Origin of the sequence: Sphingomonas sp. NPDC079357, assembly GCF_044901155.1 — a bacterium.
Classification (GTDB): domain Bacteria; phylum Pseudomonadota; class Alphaproteobacteria; order Sphingomonadales; family Sphingomonadaceae; genus Sphingomonas.
The window spans coordinates 796,829-809,848 of record NZ_JBJDOM010000001.1 but is presented as its reverse complement, the minus strand read 5'-3'; the positions used below and the strand labels follow the sequence as shown (position 1 = coordinate 809,848).

15 protein-coding genes are annotated in these 13,020 nt (G+C 67.3%); 4 read left to right on the top strand and 11 right to left on the bottom strand.

The annotated features are described in order from the left end of the window. Positions 1-40: 40 nt before the first annotated feature. Complete coding sequence (dnaK, locus tag ACI2JO_RS03765; protein ID WP_404719395.1) at positions 41-1,945, bottom strand: molecular chaperone DnaK; 1,905 nt, start codon at positions 1,943-1,945, stop codon at positions 41-43. 178 nt (positions 1,946-2,123) lie between these two features. Between dnaK and ACI2JO_RS03760 the strand changes: the two genes are divergently transcribed. Then, positions 2,124-2,405, top strand: a complete 282-nt coding sequence (locus ACI2JO_RS03760; RefSeq protein ID WP_159755789.1) for an ETC complex I subunit — start codon at positions 2,124-2,126, stop codon at positions 2,403-2,405. A gap of 204 nt (positions 2,406-2,609) precedes the next feature. Here ACI2JO_RS03760 and ACI2JO_RS03755 read toward each other — a convergent pair whose 3' ends face one another. After that, positions 2,610-3,149: an NUDIX domain-containing protein gene (locus ACI2JO_RS03755; RefSeq protein ID WP_404719394.1), complete on the bottom strand. Its 540-nt coding sequence runs from the start codon at positions 3,147-3,149 to the stop codon at positions 2,610-2,612. Between the two features lie 91 nt (positions 3,150-3,240). Here ACI2JO_RS03755 and mscL point away from each other — a divergent pair, with 91 nt between their 5' ends. Further along, positions 3,241-3,696, top strand: coding sequence for a large conductance mechanosensitive channel protein MscL (mscL, locus tag ACI2JO_RS03750; protein ID WP_404719393.1), 456 nt, complete (start codon positions 3,241-3,243; stop codon positions 3,694-3,696). A 91-nt stretch (positions 3,697-3,787) separates the two neighbouring features. Here the strand turns inward: mscL and ACI2JO_RS03745 are convergent, their stop codons facing one another. The 7 genes from ACI2JO_RS03745 to msrA all read right to left on the bottom strand — a co-directional run bounded on the left by ACI2JO_RS03745 (position 3,788) and on the right by msrA (position 9,184). Next, on the bottom strand, positions 3,788-5,323 hold the full coding sequence (locus ACI2JO_RS03745) for an amino acid permease (protein WP_404719392.1): 1,536 nt from the start codon (positions 5,321-5,323) through the stop codon (positions 3,788-3,790). A gap of 87 nt (positions 5,324-5,410) precedes the next feature. After that, on the bottom strand, positions 5,411-5,803 hold the full coding sequence (locus ACI2JO_RS03740; RefSeq protein ID WP_404719391.1) for an HIT domain-containing protein: 393 nt from the start codon (positions 5,801-5,803) through the stop codon (positions 5,411-5,413). A 10-nt stretch (positions 5,804-5,813) separates the two neighbouring features. After that, positions 5,814-6,161, bottom strand: a complete 348-nt coding sequence (locus tag ACI2JO_RS03735; RefSeq protein ID WP_404719390.1) for a phosphoribosyl-ATP diphosphatase — start codon at positions 6,159-6,161, stop codon at positions 5,814-5,816. Positions 6,162-6,227: 66 nt separating this feature from the next. Further along, positions 6,228-6,461: a hypothetical protein gene (locus ACI2JO_RS03730; RefSeq protein WP_404719389.1), complete on the bottom strand. Its 234-nt coding sequence runs from the start codon at positions 6,459-6,461 to the stop codon at positions 6,228-6,230. Then, positions 6,458-6,670, bottom strand: coding sequence for a hypothetical protein (locus ACI2JO_RS03725; protein WP_184035263.1), 213 nt, complete (start codon positions 6,668-6,670; stop codon positions 6,458-6,460). Before ACI2JO_RS03725 ends, ACI2JO_RS03730 begins: the two co-directional genes overlap by 4 nt. A 175-nt stretch (positions 6,671-6,845) precedes the next feature. Then, entirely contained in the window at positions 6,846-8,243 is a 1,398-nt protein-coding gene (fumC, locus tag ACI2JO_RS03720; RefSeq protein ID WP_404719388.1) for a class II fumarate hydratase, read from the bottom strand. Between the two features lie 401 nt (positions 8,244-8,644). After that, the gene (gene msrA, locus ACI2JO_RS03715; protein ID WP_404719387.1) at positions 8,645-9,184 is read right to left on the bottom strand and encodes a peptide-methionine (S)-S-oxide reductase MsrA; all 540 of its coding nucleotides are present in this window, start codon (positions 9,182-9,184) and stop codon (positions 8,645-8,647) included. Positions 9,185-9,250: 66 nt separating this feature from the next. Between msrA and galE the strand changes: the two genes are divergently transcribed. Continuing rightward, positions 9,251-10,252: a UDP-glucose 4-epimerase GalE gene (gene galE, locus ACI2JO_RS03710; RefSeq protein WP_404719386.1), complete on the top strand. Its 1,002-nt coding sequence runs from the start codon at positions 9,251-9,253 to the stop codon at positions 10,250-10,252. Between the two features lie 140 nt (positions 10,253-10,392). Here the strand turns inward: galE and ACI2JO_RS03705 are convergent, their stop codons facing one another. After that, positions 10,393-10,995 carry a phosphatase PAP2 family protein gene (locus ACI2JO_RS03705; protein ID WP_404719385.1) on the bottom strand — a complete coding sequence of 201 codons (603 nt, stop codon included), beginning with the start codon at positions 10,993-10,995 and terminating at the stop codon, positions 10,393-10,395. A 110-nt stretch (positions 10,996-11,105) separates the two neighbouring features. Further along, complete coding sequence (locus ACI2JO_RS03700; RefSeq protein ID WP_404719384.1) at positions 11,106-11,957, bottom strand: ABC transporter permease; 852 nt, start codon at positions 11,955-11,957, stop codon at positions 11,106-11,108. A gap of 63 nt (positions 11,958-12,020) precedes the next feature. Between ACI2JO_RS03700 and ACI2JO_RS03695 the strand changes: the two genes are divergently transcribed. Continuing rightward, positions 12,021-12,773 carry a GcrA family cell cycle regulator gene (locus ACI2JO_RS03695; protein ID WP_404719383.1) on the top strand — a complete coding sequence of 251 codons (753 nt, stop codon included), beginning with the start codon at positions 12,021-12,023 and terminating at the stop codon, positions 12,771-12,773. The last annotated feature ends 247 nt before the right edge of the window (positions 12,774-13,020 follow it).

Here is a 13,020-nt window from a genome sequence, read left to right as displayed (position 1 = left end):
CCCCGACCCTCTCCCCGCAGGGGAGAGGGAGGGCGTTTCATTACTTCTGTTCGTCGACTTCCGAGAATTCGGCGTCGACCACGTCGTCCTTCTTCGCCTCTTCGGCGCCGGCCTCGCCCTGCGGCGCGGCGTCGGCCTGCTGCTGCTTCTCGTAGATCGCCTGACCGAGCTTCATCGCGACCTGCGCCAGCGCCTGGCTCTTCTCGTTCATCTGCTCCGGGTCGTTGCTCTCGACCGCCGCCTTGGCCGCGTCGATTGCCGACTGGATCTCGCCCTTCAGCGACTCGTCGACCTTGTCGCCATTGTCCGCGAGCTGACGCTCGGTGGTGTGGATCAGCGATTCGGCGTTGTTCTTCGCCTCGGCGGCCGCACGGCGCTTCTTGTCCTCCTCGGCGAACGACTCGGCATCGCGGACCATCTTGTCGATGTCGGCGTCCGACAGGCCGCCCGAGGCCTGGATCTTGATCTGCTGCTCCTTGCCGGTGCCCTTGTCCTTGGCACTGACGTTGACGATGCCGTTGGCGTCGATGTCGAACGTCACCTCGATCTGCGGCACGCCGCGCGGGGCGGGGGGGATGCCGAGCAGGTCGAACTGGCCGAGCAGCTTGTTGTCCGCCGCCATCTCGCGCTCGCCCTGGAAGACGCGGATCGTCACCGCCTGCTGATTGTCATCGGCAGTCGAATAGGTCTGCGACTTCTTGGTCGGGATCGTGGTGTTGCGGTCGATCATGCGCGTGAACACGCCGCCCAGCGTCTCGATACCCAGCGACAGCGGGGTCACGTCGAGCAGCAGCACATCCTTGACGTCGCCCTGCAACACGCCCGCCTGAATGGCGGCGCCCATCGCGACGACCTCGTCCGGGTTGACGCCGGTGTGCGGGTCCTTGCCGAAGAACTGCTTCACGACCTCACGGACGCGCGGCATGCGGGTCATGCCGCCGACGAGCACGACCTCGCTGATCTCGCTGGCCGACACGCCGGCATCCGCCAGCGCCTTCTTGCAGGGATCGAGCGTGCGCTTGATCAGGTCCTCGACCAGCCGCTCCAGATCGGCGCGGGTGATCGTCTTCACCAGATGCTTCGGGCCGTTCTGGTCCGCGGTGATGAAGGGCAGGTTGACCTCGGTCGACGCCGCCGACGACAGCTCGATCTTCGCCTTCTCGGCGGCTTCCTTGAGCCGCTGGAGCGCCAGCTTGTCCTTGGCGAGGTCGATGCCCTCGTCCTTCTTGAAGCCTTCGGCCAGATATTCGACGATCTTGTTGTCGAAGTCCTCGCCGCCCAGGAAGGTGTCGCCGTTGGTGGCCTTCACCTCGAACACGCCGTCGCCGATCTCGAGGATCGAGACGTCGAAGGTGCCGCCGCCAAGGTCATAGACCGCGATCGTCTTGCCGTCCTGCTTGTCGAGGCCATAGGCCAGCGCCGCCGCGGTCGGCTCGTTGATGATGCGCAGCACTTCGAGGCCGGCGATTTGCCCGGCGTCCTTGGTCGCCTGCCGCTGCGCGTCGTTGAAGTAGGCCGGCACGGTGATGACCGCCTGCGTGACCGTCTCGCCGAGGTACGATTCGGCGGTTTCCTTCATCTTCTGGAGCGTAAAGGCGCTGATCTGCGACGGGCTGTATTCCTTGCCGCCCGCGCTGACCCACGCGTCGCCATTGCTGCCGCGCACGATCTTGTACGGGACCAGCTCGGTATCCTTCTTGGTGACCGGATCGTCGAAACGGCGGCCGATCAGGCGCTTCACCGCGAAGATCGTGTTGTCGCCATTGGTGACGGCCTGACGCTTGGCGGGCTGCCCGATCAGTCGCTCGCCATCCTTGGCGAACGCGACGATCGACGGCGTGGTGCGCGCGCCTTCCGCATTCTCGATAACCTTGGCCTTGCCGCCTTCCATCACGGCCACGCACGAATTGGTGGTGCCGAGGTCGATACCGATAACTTTTGCCATGAGTGCTTTACCTAGCCCCTGCATATTTGTGACTTCGTCGCCGCCACGCCCCGTTACGGCAGCGCAACCGCGTGTGACGAAGGGCGATATAGGTGGCGTGATCCGGCCCGCAAGATTGCCGTATGATGTCGGCGGGAACCATTGCCTGTTCGCTGCGTGGAACGTAGAGGAGCCCATCATGCAGACCGCCCGCATCTATCAGCGACCGAAAAACGCCATGCAGTCCGGCAAGGCCCGCACCGATACGTGGCAGCTGGAGTTCGAGCCCGGCGAGCCGAAGCGCCCCGATCCGCTGACCGGCTGGGCCGGCAGCGGCGACACGCGCGACCAGATCCGGCTGTTCTTCCCGAGCTGCGAGGCGGCGGTCGCCTATGCCGAGGCGCAGGGGCTGGCGTATACGGTGATCCCAACGCCGGAGAAGAAGCTCAAGCTGCAGAGCTACGCGGATAATTTCCGCTGAGGTGACGTCGGCCCGGACCTGAGCCGGGGAGACGTGACGAGGCTGGCGCTGGGCCCGAAACACCGTCGCCGCGCGCAGGCGGGAACTTATGTCGCTCAAATTAATGAGCGCGGTTCGACACAGGCGCGGCGCTTAAGGGGCGAACGCTACGACAGACTAAGCAGTCATAGGCCCCTGCCTTCGCAGGGGCGACAGTGGCGATGGTTACCCGATCAGCGCATCCGCGAGCAGCACCAGCATCTTGACGTCCATCGCTACGCCCGCGGCGCGCTTCTGCGCGACGAAGGCGGCGATTTCGGTGCGCGGCACCAGATGCACCTCGATATCCTCGTCGGCCTCGCCACCGCCTTCGCCGACCCGGACCAGATCGTGCGCACGCACCAGCGTGAAGCCCTCGCTGTTCATCCCCGGCGAGGAATGGAAGAAGCCCAGCTCCTCGATCCGCCCGGCGCGGTAGCCGGTTTCCTCCTCCAGCTCGCGCGCCGCGCCGACCGCGACCGCCTCGCCCTCGGTTTCGTCGCCGATCAGCCCGGCGGGTAGTTCGAGGCAGCGGCACCCGAGCGGCACGCGATATTGCTCGACCAGCACCACGCGGTCGGCGTCGTCGATCGCGACGATCACCGCCGCCTGGATGCCGCGCTGGCGGGCGACGAACTCCCAGCCGCCCTGCTTGACGACCTTGATGTAGCGGCCTTCCCAGGCGGTTTCGGGCGGGAAGGCGGCGTCGCGGTGCGGATGGGTCATGCTGCCCATTTATCGGCGCGGCGGCGCTTGGCGAAGCGAAAAACCGCGCCTAACCTCGGTCATATCGTGCAACACGGGAAGGAAGCGGCTCATGCTCAAGGATTTCCGGGCGTTCATCGCGCGCGGCAACGTGCTGGACCTGGCGGTGGGCGTCATCATCGGCGGCGCGTTCGCGACGATCACCAAGTCGCTAACCGATGACGTCATCATGCCGGTGGTCGGCGCGCTGTTCGGGGGGTTCGATTTCTCCAGCTATTTCGTCCGGCTTGGCCCGGTGCCCGCGGACTATAAGGGGTCGCTGGCCAGCTATGCGCAGCTCAAGGCGGCGGGGGTGCCGCTGCTGGGCTATGGCGAGTTCATCACCGTCGTCATCAACTTCGTGATTCTCGCGTTCATCGTCTTCCTGCTGATGCGCAGCGTCAACAAGCTGATCGCGACCGTCGAGCGCGAGAAGGCCGCGGGCGATGCCGAGCCGGCGGCCGATCCCGCCGAGGTGGTGTTGCTGCGCGAGATCCGCGACGAGCTGAAAGCGCGCCCACGCGACTGAGCGCGTTGCCCCTGCCTGCGCAGAAACGACATGGAAAAGGGCCGAGGGGATCGCTCCTCCCGGCCCTTTTTTTCTTGCCCGACCCCAGCGGTCAGTGCGTCTCGTGCACCTCGACGATGCCGCGTCCCAGATGGCTGTGGCTGCGACTATAGCCGAAATAGATCACCAGCCCGACCGCACCCCATACCGGCAACACCAGCATCGCCGCCGAGGGGAGGTTGAAGAACAGGAACACGCAGCCGGCGATCGTCAGCGGCCCGACCAGCCACAGCGCCGGGGTGCGGAAGCTGCGCGGCTGGTTGGGTGCGGTACGGCGCAGGATCATCACCGCCACCGCGACCATCGCGAAGGCGTAGAGCGTCCCGGCATTGGCGATGTCCGCCAGCTGCCCGACCGGCAGGAACGCCGCGGCGAAGGCGACGCCGACGCCGGTCATCGCGGTAACGATATGCGGCGTCTTCCACTTCGGATGGACGGTCGACAGCCGCTCGGGGAGCAGGCCGTCGCGGCTCATCACGAAGAAGATGCGCGTCTGGCCGAACATCAGGATCAGGATCACCGACGGCAACGCGACGAAGGCGGCGATGCCGAGCAGGTTGCCGACGCCCGACCAGCCGATCGTGCGCAGGACGTGCGCCAGCGCCTCGCCCGAGCAGACCAGGGCGTCCTTATATTGCGGCAGCGCGCATTCGCGGGCCAGTTCCTCGGAGCCGGCCGGGAAGGGGATGCCGTTCGGCCCCATGATCGGCTGCCCGCCGATCGTGCCGATCGCGCCCGCCGCGACGAGGATGTAGAAGACGGTGCAGAACAACAGCGACCCGATCAGCCCGATCGGCACGTTGCGCTGCGGATTCTTGGTCTCCTCGGCGGCGGTCGAGACCGCGTCGAACCCGACATAGGCGAAGAAGATCGTCGCCGCCGCGCCGACCGCGCCGACCCCGGTGCCGAACCCGCCGAACACGCCCGCGGGCAGGAACGGGTTGAAGCGATCGGCACTGAAATAGTCGCTCGGCAGCGTCAGCGCGACGAAGGCGGTGAGCGCGGTCACCTTGATCGCGACCAGCACCGCGTTGACGCGCGCGCTCTCGGTGGTGCCGATCATCAGCAACCAGGTGATGAGCAAGGCGATAACGATCGCGGGCAGGTTGATGAAGCCACCCGGCGCGCCGCCCAGCGCCAGCGGCGCGGCGGATAGCCAGGCGGGTAGATGCACGCCCATGAATTGGTTGAGGATCGTGCCGGTGAAATACCCCGACCAGCCGACCGCGACCGCACTGGCGGCGACGGCATATTCGAGGATCAGCGCCCAGCCGACCGTCCAGGCGAGCAGCTCGCCCATCGTCGAATAGGTGTAGGTATAGGCCGATCCCGCCACCGGGATCATCGCGGCGATCTCGGCATAGCAGAGCGCCGCGACGATACAGATCGCGCCGGCGATCGCGAAGGCGAGCATGAGGCCGGGACCGGCCTTCTGCGCGCCTGCCGCGGTCAGCACGAAGATGCCGGTGCCGATCACGCAGCCGATGCCGAACAGCGTGAGCTGGAACCAGCCAAGCGTGCGATGCAGCGACTTCTTCTCGGCGGTGGCGAGGATGGCGTCGAGAGGTTTGACGCGCCCGAATATCATGTAGGTCGAAGCCCCCGAAAATCAGATTTGACGGGAGCCTAGCGGCGGATCGCGGCTGCGCAATAGTGTTGCGTTACGATGACGGTTTCAATCGCGACTATCGTTGTGCACCAGCATGGGACCGAGCGCACGTCCGCCCATGATGTGGACGTGCAGGTGCGGCACTTCCTGATGCGAATCGAGGCCGGTGTTCGCGAGCAGTCGATAGCCGCTCGCCACCAGTCCGGCGTCGCGCGCGGCCTGGCCGATCGCCCGGGTGAAGCTGACGATCTCGGCCTCGCTGGCGTTCGCGGAGAAATCGTCCCAGCTGACGTAGCTGCCGCGCGGCACCGCGAGCAGGTGCGTCGGTGCCCAAGGGGCGATGTCGTGGAAGACGATTGTGTGCTCGTCCTCGTAGACGCGCTTCGACGGAATCTCGCCGCGCAGCAGCCGCGCGAAGATGTTGCCGTCGTCATAGGGCAAAGTGGCATCAACGCTCATGCGCGGCTCCTCATTCGGCACGGAAGGAGAGGGGGCGCGGACCGCGCGCGGCCTTTTCCTCGTGCCCGCTGGTGCCCTCGCGATGCGCCAATTCGGTGCGGATGTCGTCGGGGGTGAGCCCGGCGTCGGCGAGCAGCACGAAGAGGTGATAGAGGAGATCGGCGGCCTCCGGGACGATCGCGCGCGGGTTCGGGCCCATCGCGGCGATGACGATCTCGGTGGCCTCCTCGCCAATCTTCTGGGCGATGCGCGCGCGGCCGCGCGCGAACAGCGAGGCGGTGTAAGAGCCGTCCGCGTCGGCGCCCTTGCGCGCGGCGATGGTCGCGAACAGCCGGTCGAACGTGTCGGTTGCGGTCATGGCACCGGGGTGCCGCGTCGCGGGGGCGGGGTCAATGACTACCCGCCCCACACGCGCGAACGCGAATCAGACGCCCGGCGGATACCGCGACGGCCGGCCGACCGTCGCGGCCTTGCTCGCCTTGTGACGATCATAGGCCTTTTTCGCTACATAGGCGCCGCCCAGCGCCCAGCCGAGCGGGCCCATCCGCGTCACCGCGCGTGCGGCGACCGCACCGAGGATCGCGCCGCCGGCACCGCCGTCACGCCCACGCCGATCGAGTTCGCGCCCGATCAATCCGCCCAAAATGCTGCGAATCATGCCTTGATCCTTTCCGATACGCTGTCACCGAGGATTTCGATTCCCTTGAGCACGCCCCATCCGATCGCCCAGGTCGCCACCACCGGCAGCACGACCTTCAGGACGTTGGCGGTAATTGCGCCGTACAATGCGCCGTCGGCGGCGCTGTCGTCGCCCGACATTGAGTCGATCGCGCCGCCGATCAGCGCGCCGATCGTGGTAGCACCCATGTTGATGACCCCTGTTCGTTTCGCATCAACAATGCCGGGGGAGCGGCGGGGTTCCGGTTGACAGGCCTACCTTTGCCGTCGCCCCGGCCTTGAGCCGGGGCCCCGCTCTCAACGACGCCGGCCAAGAAGAAGCGAAGCCCCGGATCAAGTCCGGGGCGACGACCTTCAGATGAGATCAGGAGCGCCCCAGCATCGCCTCCGGCCGCACGACCCGGTCGAACGTCTCGCCATCGACCAGCCCCAGCGCCAGCCCCGCCTCCTTGAGCGTCAGCCCCTCGGCATGCGCGTGCTTGGCGATCTTCGCGGCATTGTCGTAGCCGATCTCTGGCGCGAGCGCGGTAACGAGCATCAGCGAGCGGTCGAGCAGTTCCGCGATCCGCCCTTCGTTGGCGGTCAGCCCCTCGACGCAGCGTTCGGCGAAACTGTCGCAGCCGGTCGCGAGCAGGTCGATCGAGCGCAGTACCCCCGCGCCGATCACCGGCTTGAAGACATTCAGTTCGAGATGCCCTTGCGCGCCGCCGACCGTCACCGCGACATGGTTGCCGATCACCTGCGCCGCGACCATCGTCAGCATTTCGCACTGCGTTGGATTGACCTTGCCGGGCATGATCGAGCTGCCCGGCTCGTTGGCGGGCAGATCGAGTTCGCCGAGCCCGCAGCGCGGGCCCGAGCCGAGCAGCCGGATGTCGTTGGCGATCTTGGTGCACGCCACCGCCAGCGTGTTGAGCGTGCCCGACAGATGGACGAGCGGATCGTTGCTCGCCAGCGCCTCGAAGAAATTCTCCGCCGGGCTGAACGCGATGCCGGTGATCGCGCCGAGCTCGGCGCAGACGTCGCGCGCGAAACCGGCCGGGGCGTTGAGCCCGGTGCCGACTGCGGTGCCGCCCTGCGCGAGCCGGTCGGTGCCCTGCTCGACAGCCGGCCCGATCCGCTTGAGGCAGCGGTAGAGTTGGTGCGCATAGCCGGAGAATTCGTCGCCGAGCGTCAGCGGGGTCGCATCCTGCAGATGCGTGCGGCCGATCTTGGCGAGGTCGCGCCATTGCTGCGCCTTGGCGTCGAGCGCGGCGTGGAGCCGCTCGACTGCGGGCAAGAGCCGCTGCCGCACCGCGATCGAGCAAGCGATGTGGAGCGCAGTCGGGAAGCTGTCGTTCGAGGATTGCCCGCGGTTGACGTCGTCGTTCGGGTGGACGGGTGACTTGCCGCCGCGCATGCCGGTCAGGATCTCGTTTGCGCGGCCCGCGATCACCTCGTTGACGTTCATGTTGCTCTGCGTGCCGCTGCCGGTCTGCCAGATGACGAGCGGGAAGTGATCGTCGAGCCTGCCCGACGTGACTTCCTGCGCGGCCTGCTCGATCGCCTCGGCCTTTTCGACGGCGAGGCCGTGGCGGCGATTGACGCGCGCAGCGGCCTGTTTGACGAGCGCGAGCGCGTGGACGATTTCGATCGGCATCCGCTCGCGCGCGCCGAACGGAAAGTTCTCGAGGCTGCGCTCGGTCTGCGCGCCCCAATAGGCATCGTTCGGGACGTCGATGGAGCCGATCGAGTCGGTTTCGGTGCGGGTGGCCTGGGTCATGCGGGATAAACTGGCCGGGCGGGCGGTTGTTGCGCAATCTCTCACGCGCAGCATGGCACGGGAGGGCTCGTCATCCTTGGCTGGTCAAGATTTGAGAGAATGCCTCGGCGAGGGTGGAAGTCGAGGCAGTTTCTGGGTCTCTCGTTGAGACGCTGTGCATGGACGCGCCGTTGCTTGGGCGACAGCCTGTCGAGGTCGGTCTTGCGCGGCGGGTAGCGGCGCAGACGACGCTGTGCAGGCGCGGCGACAGGGCGGCGGTATCTGATGAAGCGGCTTGGGCTGCCGCCCTCCATGCGGCAGCGGCCGCGCAACGACTCATCGCCCGGCAGCAGGCGATGCCAGTAATCCTCCCTGGCTTGACGGGGGTGGCCGTTGCCCCTGCCTGCGCAGGGGCAACGGGTTCAGGCGGTGACGGCCTTGCTGCGGGCCGCGAAGCTCTTGCGCAGCTTCTGCAGCTTGGGCGGGATCACCGCCATGCAATAGGGGTTAGAGCGGCCCGAGGTCTCCCAATAGTCCTGATGATAGCCCTCGGCAGGATACCAGTCCGCGAACGGCTCGATCGTGGTCACGATCTTTCCTGACGCGGTTTCCTGCGCGCGCGCGATCGCCTGATTCGCCTGCTCCTCCTGCATCACCGTCTCGGGGAAGATCGCCGAGCGATACTGCGTGCCGACGTCATTGCCCTGCCGGTTGAGCTGCGTCGGATCGTGGGTCGCGAAGAAGATGTCGAGCAGATCGGCATAGCTGACCTGTTCGGGGTCGAACCCGACGCGGATCGCCTCGGCATGGCCGGTGTCGCCACCGCAGACCTGCTTGTAGGTCGGGTCGGGGACGTGGCCGCCGATATAGCCGCTCTCGACGCTCTCGACGCCGATCACGTCCTTGAACACGGCCTCGGTGCACCAGAAGCAGCCGCCGGCCAGCGTCGCATATTCCGTCATGAAACTCGTCTCCTTTGCGTCCCATGTAGGAAGTCGCTACGCCGCGACAACTTTCGGGAGACTGACATGACGGCGTTGAACGGCAAGGTGATGGTGACGGGCGGCGCGGGCTATATCGGCAGCCACGCGGTGCTGGCGCTGCTCGATGCCGGCTATGAGGTCGTGGTGATCGACAATCTCGTCACCGGGTTCGACTGGGCAATCGACGGGCGCGCGGCGTTCGTGCAGATCGCGGTCGAGGATCCGGGCGTGCGCGGCGTGATCCGCGAATATAACGTCAAGGCGATCATGCACTTCGCGGGTTCGGTGGTGGTGCCCGAATCGGTCAGCGACCCGCTCAAATATTATCGCAACAACACCGCCGCGACCCGCACGCTGATCGAGAGCGCGGTGGCCGAGGGCGTGCCGCACTTCATCTTTTCCTCGACCGCCGCGACTTACGGGACGCCGGAGCGCGTGCCGATTTCGGAGAATGATCCGAAGGTGCCGATCAACCCGTACGGCATGTCGAAGCTGATGACCGAGTTTATGCTGCGCGACGTGTCGGCGGCGCATCCGATGAACCATTGCTGCCTGCGCTATTTCAACGTCGCAGGCGCCGATCCCGAGGGCCGCAGCGGGCAGTCGACGATCGGCGCGACGCACCTGATCAAGATCGCGGTCGAGGCCGCGACCGGCAAGCGCGACAGCGTCGGGGTGTTCGGCACCGACTTCGATACGCGCGACGGCACCGGCGTGCGCGATTACATCCACGTCAGCGATCTGGCCGAGGCGCATGTCGCGGCGCTCAAGCTGCTGATCGACCAGCCGGGCGAGAGCCATGTGCTCAACTGCGGCTACGGGCGGGGCTTCTCGGTGCTGGAGGTGCTGGATGCCGTCGACCGGGTCACCAACCGGACGATCGAGCGCAAGCTGCAAGGGCGGCGTCCGGGCGATCCGGGCGAGCTGGTCGCAGACAATAGCGCGATCCTGAAGACGATCGACTGGACGCCGAAGCGCGACGATCTGGAGGGCATCGTCCGCGATGCGCTGGCGTGGGAGCGCACGCTGGCCGAGCGGCAGAAGTAAGTCACGCCCTTGCCTGTCACCCCGGCGGAGGCCGGGGTCCAGCTCCGCGACGCAGGTGATGCACGTCGCGCTTCGTCACTTGAGCCTTTCCAACTGAGCCCCGGCCTTCGCCGGGGTGACGAAGAGGGGTGGGATCGGGCTTAATGCCGCCCGGCCAGCCGCCCGCGCACCGAGGCGGCGATCCACCACCACAGCGCCGCCCAGCCGGTGCCCGCGCTCCAGCCTGCCAGCACGTCGGACGGCCAGTGGACGCCGAGGTAGACGCGGCTCACCCCGATCGCGCCGACCAGCATGACCGCGAGCGCCAGCACGTAGCGGCGGACCACGCGGTGCGGCGTGACCTGCGCGACTAGCCCGGCGAGCGTCAGATAGATGATCGCGCTGTTGGTGGCATGGCCGCTCGGAAAGCTGAGCCCGGTGACCTGCACCAGATGATCAACAAGTTCGGGGCGCGGGCGGCCGACCCAATATTTGGCCTGTCCCGCGATGATCGATCCGCCCAATGTCGCGACCAGCACCAGCGCGGCGGTCAGCCATAGTCGCTGGACGAGCAGCAATCCCGCCACGGCGACCACCACGCAGGTAAGGATCGTCCCGCTGCCGAGCGCGGTGATGTCGACCATCGCCGCGTGCAGCCATGCGGGGCCGAGCGGTTGCGCGGTGTCGCCGGGCGCGCGCAACGCGAGGATGATCGCGCGGTCCCAGGCCAGCGGCGAACCGTCGCCAATCTCATAGGCGAGCAACGCGGCGGCGATCAGTCCGGCAATCGCCAGCGCGATCCACGCCAGCCGCGGGGCGGTCGGCGTGCTGCGCGGCTCGGCGGCGGGCAGCTCTGCGGCGGGCAGGGGCCTGCTCAGCTCTTGAGCTTCCAGCCGCGGCGCAGCAGCGTGTAGCAGAGCAGTCCCAACGCCACGTCGATCGCGAGGATCACCACGCTGCCGGTCGCGATCGGCGAATCAGCGGTGCCGAGGAAGCCGTAGCGAAAGCCCGAGATGACGTAGAAGAACGGGTTTACGTGGCTGAACGCGCGGAACGCGGGCGCGAGGTGATCGACCGAATAGAAGGTGCCGCTGAGCAGCGTCAGCGGCGCGATCACGAAATTGGTGACGGCGGCGGCGTGGTCGAATTTTTCCGCCCAGATCGAGGTCAGCACGCCGGCGAGGCTGAGGAACACCGCCCCGAGCAGCCCGAACCACAGCACCGCCCACAGATGCTGCGGCGTGACGTGGACGCCGGGCCACAGCGCCATCGCCAGCCACACCGTCGCGCCGACGCAGAAGGCGCGCGTCACCGCACCGCCGGTTAGCGCGGCGAGCAGCTCGGCGGTCGACAGCGGCGGCTGGAGATAATCGACGATCGTGCCCTGGATCTTGCCGACCAGCAGCGAGAAGCTGGCGTTTGCGAAGGCGTTGTTGAGCATCCCCATCACGATCAACCCGGGCGCGATGAAGTCCGCGAACGCCACGTCGCTGCCGCCGACGCGCACCGGGCTGCGCGCGCCATTCGCGACCGTGAAGATCACCAGGAACATCAGCGTCGTGATCGCGGGCGCCCAGATCGTCTGGAGCTGCACCTTGAAGAAACGACGCACCTCCTTCACATAGAGGGTCTTCAGGCCGCCCCAGTTGACGTTCCGGATGACCGGGACGCCGGGGGCGTTTCTGACGCCTGATGGAATTTGTCCGATAGGGGGCTGGCTGCTCATCGCAAACGCGGGTACCCGCTGCCGCCGCTGCCCGCAACCGGAACGCGAACGAGGAAGACGATCATGTCCTGGACCGAGGAGCGCATCGATACGCTCAAGACGATGTGGGAAGGCGGACAGACCGCCAGCCAGATCGCCGAAGCACTGGGCGGCGTCAGCCGCAATGCGGTGATCGGCAAGGCGCATCGCCTCGGCCTGCAATCGCGTCCGTCGCCGGTGGTCAGCAAGGAAGAGGCGCGCGCCGCCGCCGAAAAGGCTAATGCCGCCGCGGCAGCGGCTGCCCCTCCGCCGGTCGCTGCGGCCGCGCCGCCCCCACCACCTGCTCCCGAGCCGAAGCCCGAGCCGCGCCCCAAGCCGGTCGCCGCCGCGCCGGTCGCGCCGCCGCCTGCTCCGGTGGTCGAGGCCGACGACGACGAGGACGACGCGCCCTTCTCCGCCGAGGGAGAGGCGCCGGCAGCGCCATCCCCGGAGCGCCCGCCGCAGTCGATCCTGCGCTCGGTCGGGCCGGGCGGGTTCGTCCGTCAGGCGCCCGGCGAGCAGCAGCCGCCGATCGCCCCGGCGCCGCCGCGCCGGCTGGTGCCTGCGCGCACGGCGCCGGAATATGCCGACAAGACGTCGCTGCTCGATCTCAACGACAAGATTTGCAAGTGGCCGCTGGGGCATCCGGGCGAGCCGGACTTCCACTTCTGCGGTGACAAGGTGAACCCGGGCTTCCCATATTGCGTCACCCATTGCGGCCATGCCTATCAGGCGCAGCTGCCGCGCCGCGACCGGCGCGCGCCGCCGCTGCCGTTCGGTGGGCCGCGGATGCGCTGACCGCCGATCGCGCGAGGTCCAGCGGAGCTGTTGCGCGCAACCGGCGATCGGCGCGGACATAGCCGCGTCCGACGAGGCGGCTTTGCCCGCAGCGGGGCCTTGTTAAGGCGATACTTCTGGTATGATCGTCACCCCGGCGAAAGTTGGGGGCCACTTGGGAAGGTCGCAGTAACTCCGCGCAGCGCGAGTCACAATCGTCCCCCCGGCTAGGCCCCCGCCTTCGCCGGGGTGACGCGTATTTGTTAGG

Coding starts and splice junctions, on each gene's coding strand:
- ACI2JO_RS03740 (WP_404719391.1), bottom strand. CDS start 5,803: ATGAGCGTTGATGCCACTTTGCCCTATGACGACGGCAACATCTTCGCG.
- ACI2JO_RS03725 (WP_184035263.1), bottom strand. CDS start 6,670: ATGGGTGCTACCACGATCGGCGCGCTGATCGGCGGCGCGATCGACTCA.
- ACI2JO_RS03735 (WP_404719390.1), bottom strand. CDS start 6,161: ATGACCGCAACCGACACGTTCGACCGGCTGTTCGCGACCATCGCCGCG.
- fumC (WP_404719388.1), bottom strand. CDS start 8,243: ATGACCCAGGCCACCCGCACCGAAACCGACTCGATCGGCTCCATCGAC.
- galE (WP_404719386.1), top strand. CDS start 9,251: ATGACGGCGTTGAACGGCAAGGTGATGGTGACGGGCGGCGCGGGCTAT.
- ACI2JO_RS03755 (WP_404719394.1), bottom strand. CDS start 3,149: ATGACCCATCCGCACCGCGACGCCGCCTTCCCGCCCGAAACCGCCTGG.
- msrA (WP_404719387.1), bottom strand. CDS start 9,184: ATGACGGAATATGCGACGCTGGCCGGCGGCTGCTTCTGGTGCACCGAG.
- ACI2JO_RS03760 (WP_159755789.1), top strand. CDS start 2,124: ATGCAGACCGCCCGCATCTATCAGCGACCGAAAAACGCCATGCAGTCC.
- dnaK (WP_404719395.1), bottom strand. CDS start 1,945: ATGGCAAAAGTTATCGGTATCGACCTCGGCACCACCAATTCGTGCGTG.
- ACI2JO_RS03745 (WP_404719392.1), bottom strand. CDS start 5,323: ATGATATTCGGGCGCGTCAAACCTCTCGACGCCATCCTCGCCACCGCC.
- ACI2JO_RS03700 (WP_404719384.1), bottom strand. CDS start 11,957: ATGAGCAGCCAGCCCCCTATCGGACAAATTCCATCAGGCGTCAGAAAC.
- mscL (WP_404719393.1), top strand. CDS start 3,241: ATGCTCAAGGATTTCCGGGCGTTCATCGCGCGCGGCAACGTGCTGGAC.
- ACI2JO_RS03695 (WP_404719383.1), top strand. CDS start 12,021: ATGTCCTGGACCGAGGAGCGCATCGATACGCTCAAGACGATGTGGGAA.
- ACI2JO_RS03730 (WP_404719389.1), bottom strand. CDS start 6,461: ATGATTCGCAGCATTTTGGGCGGATTGATCGGGCGCGAACTCGATCGG.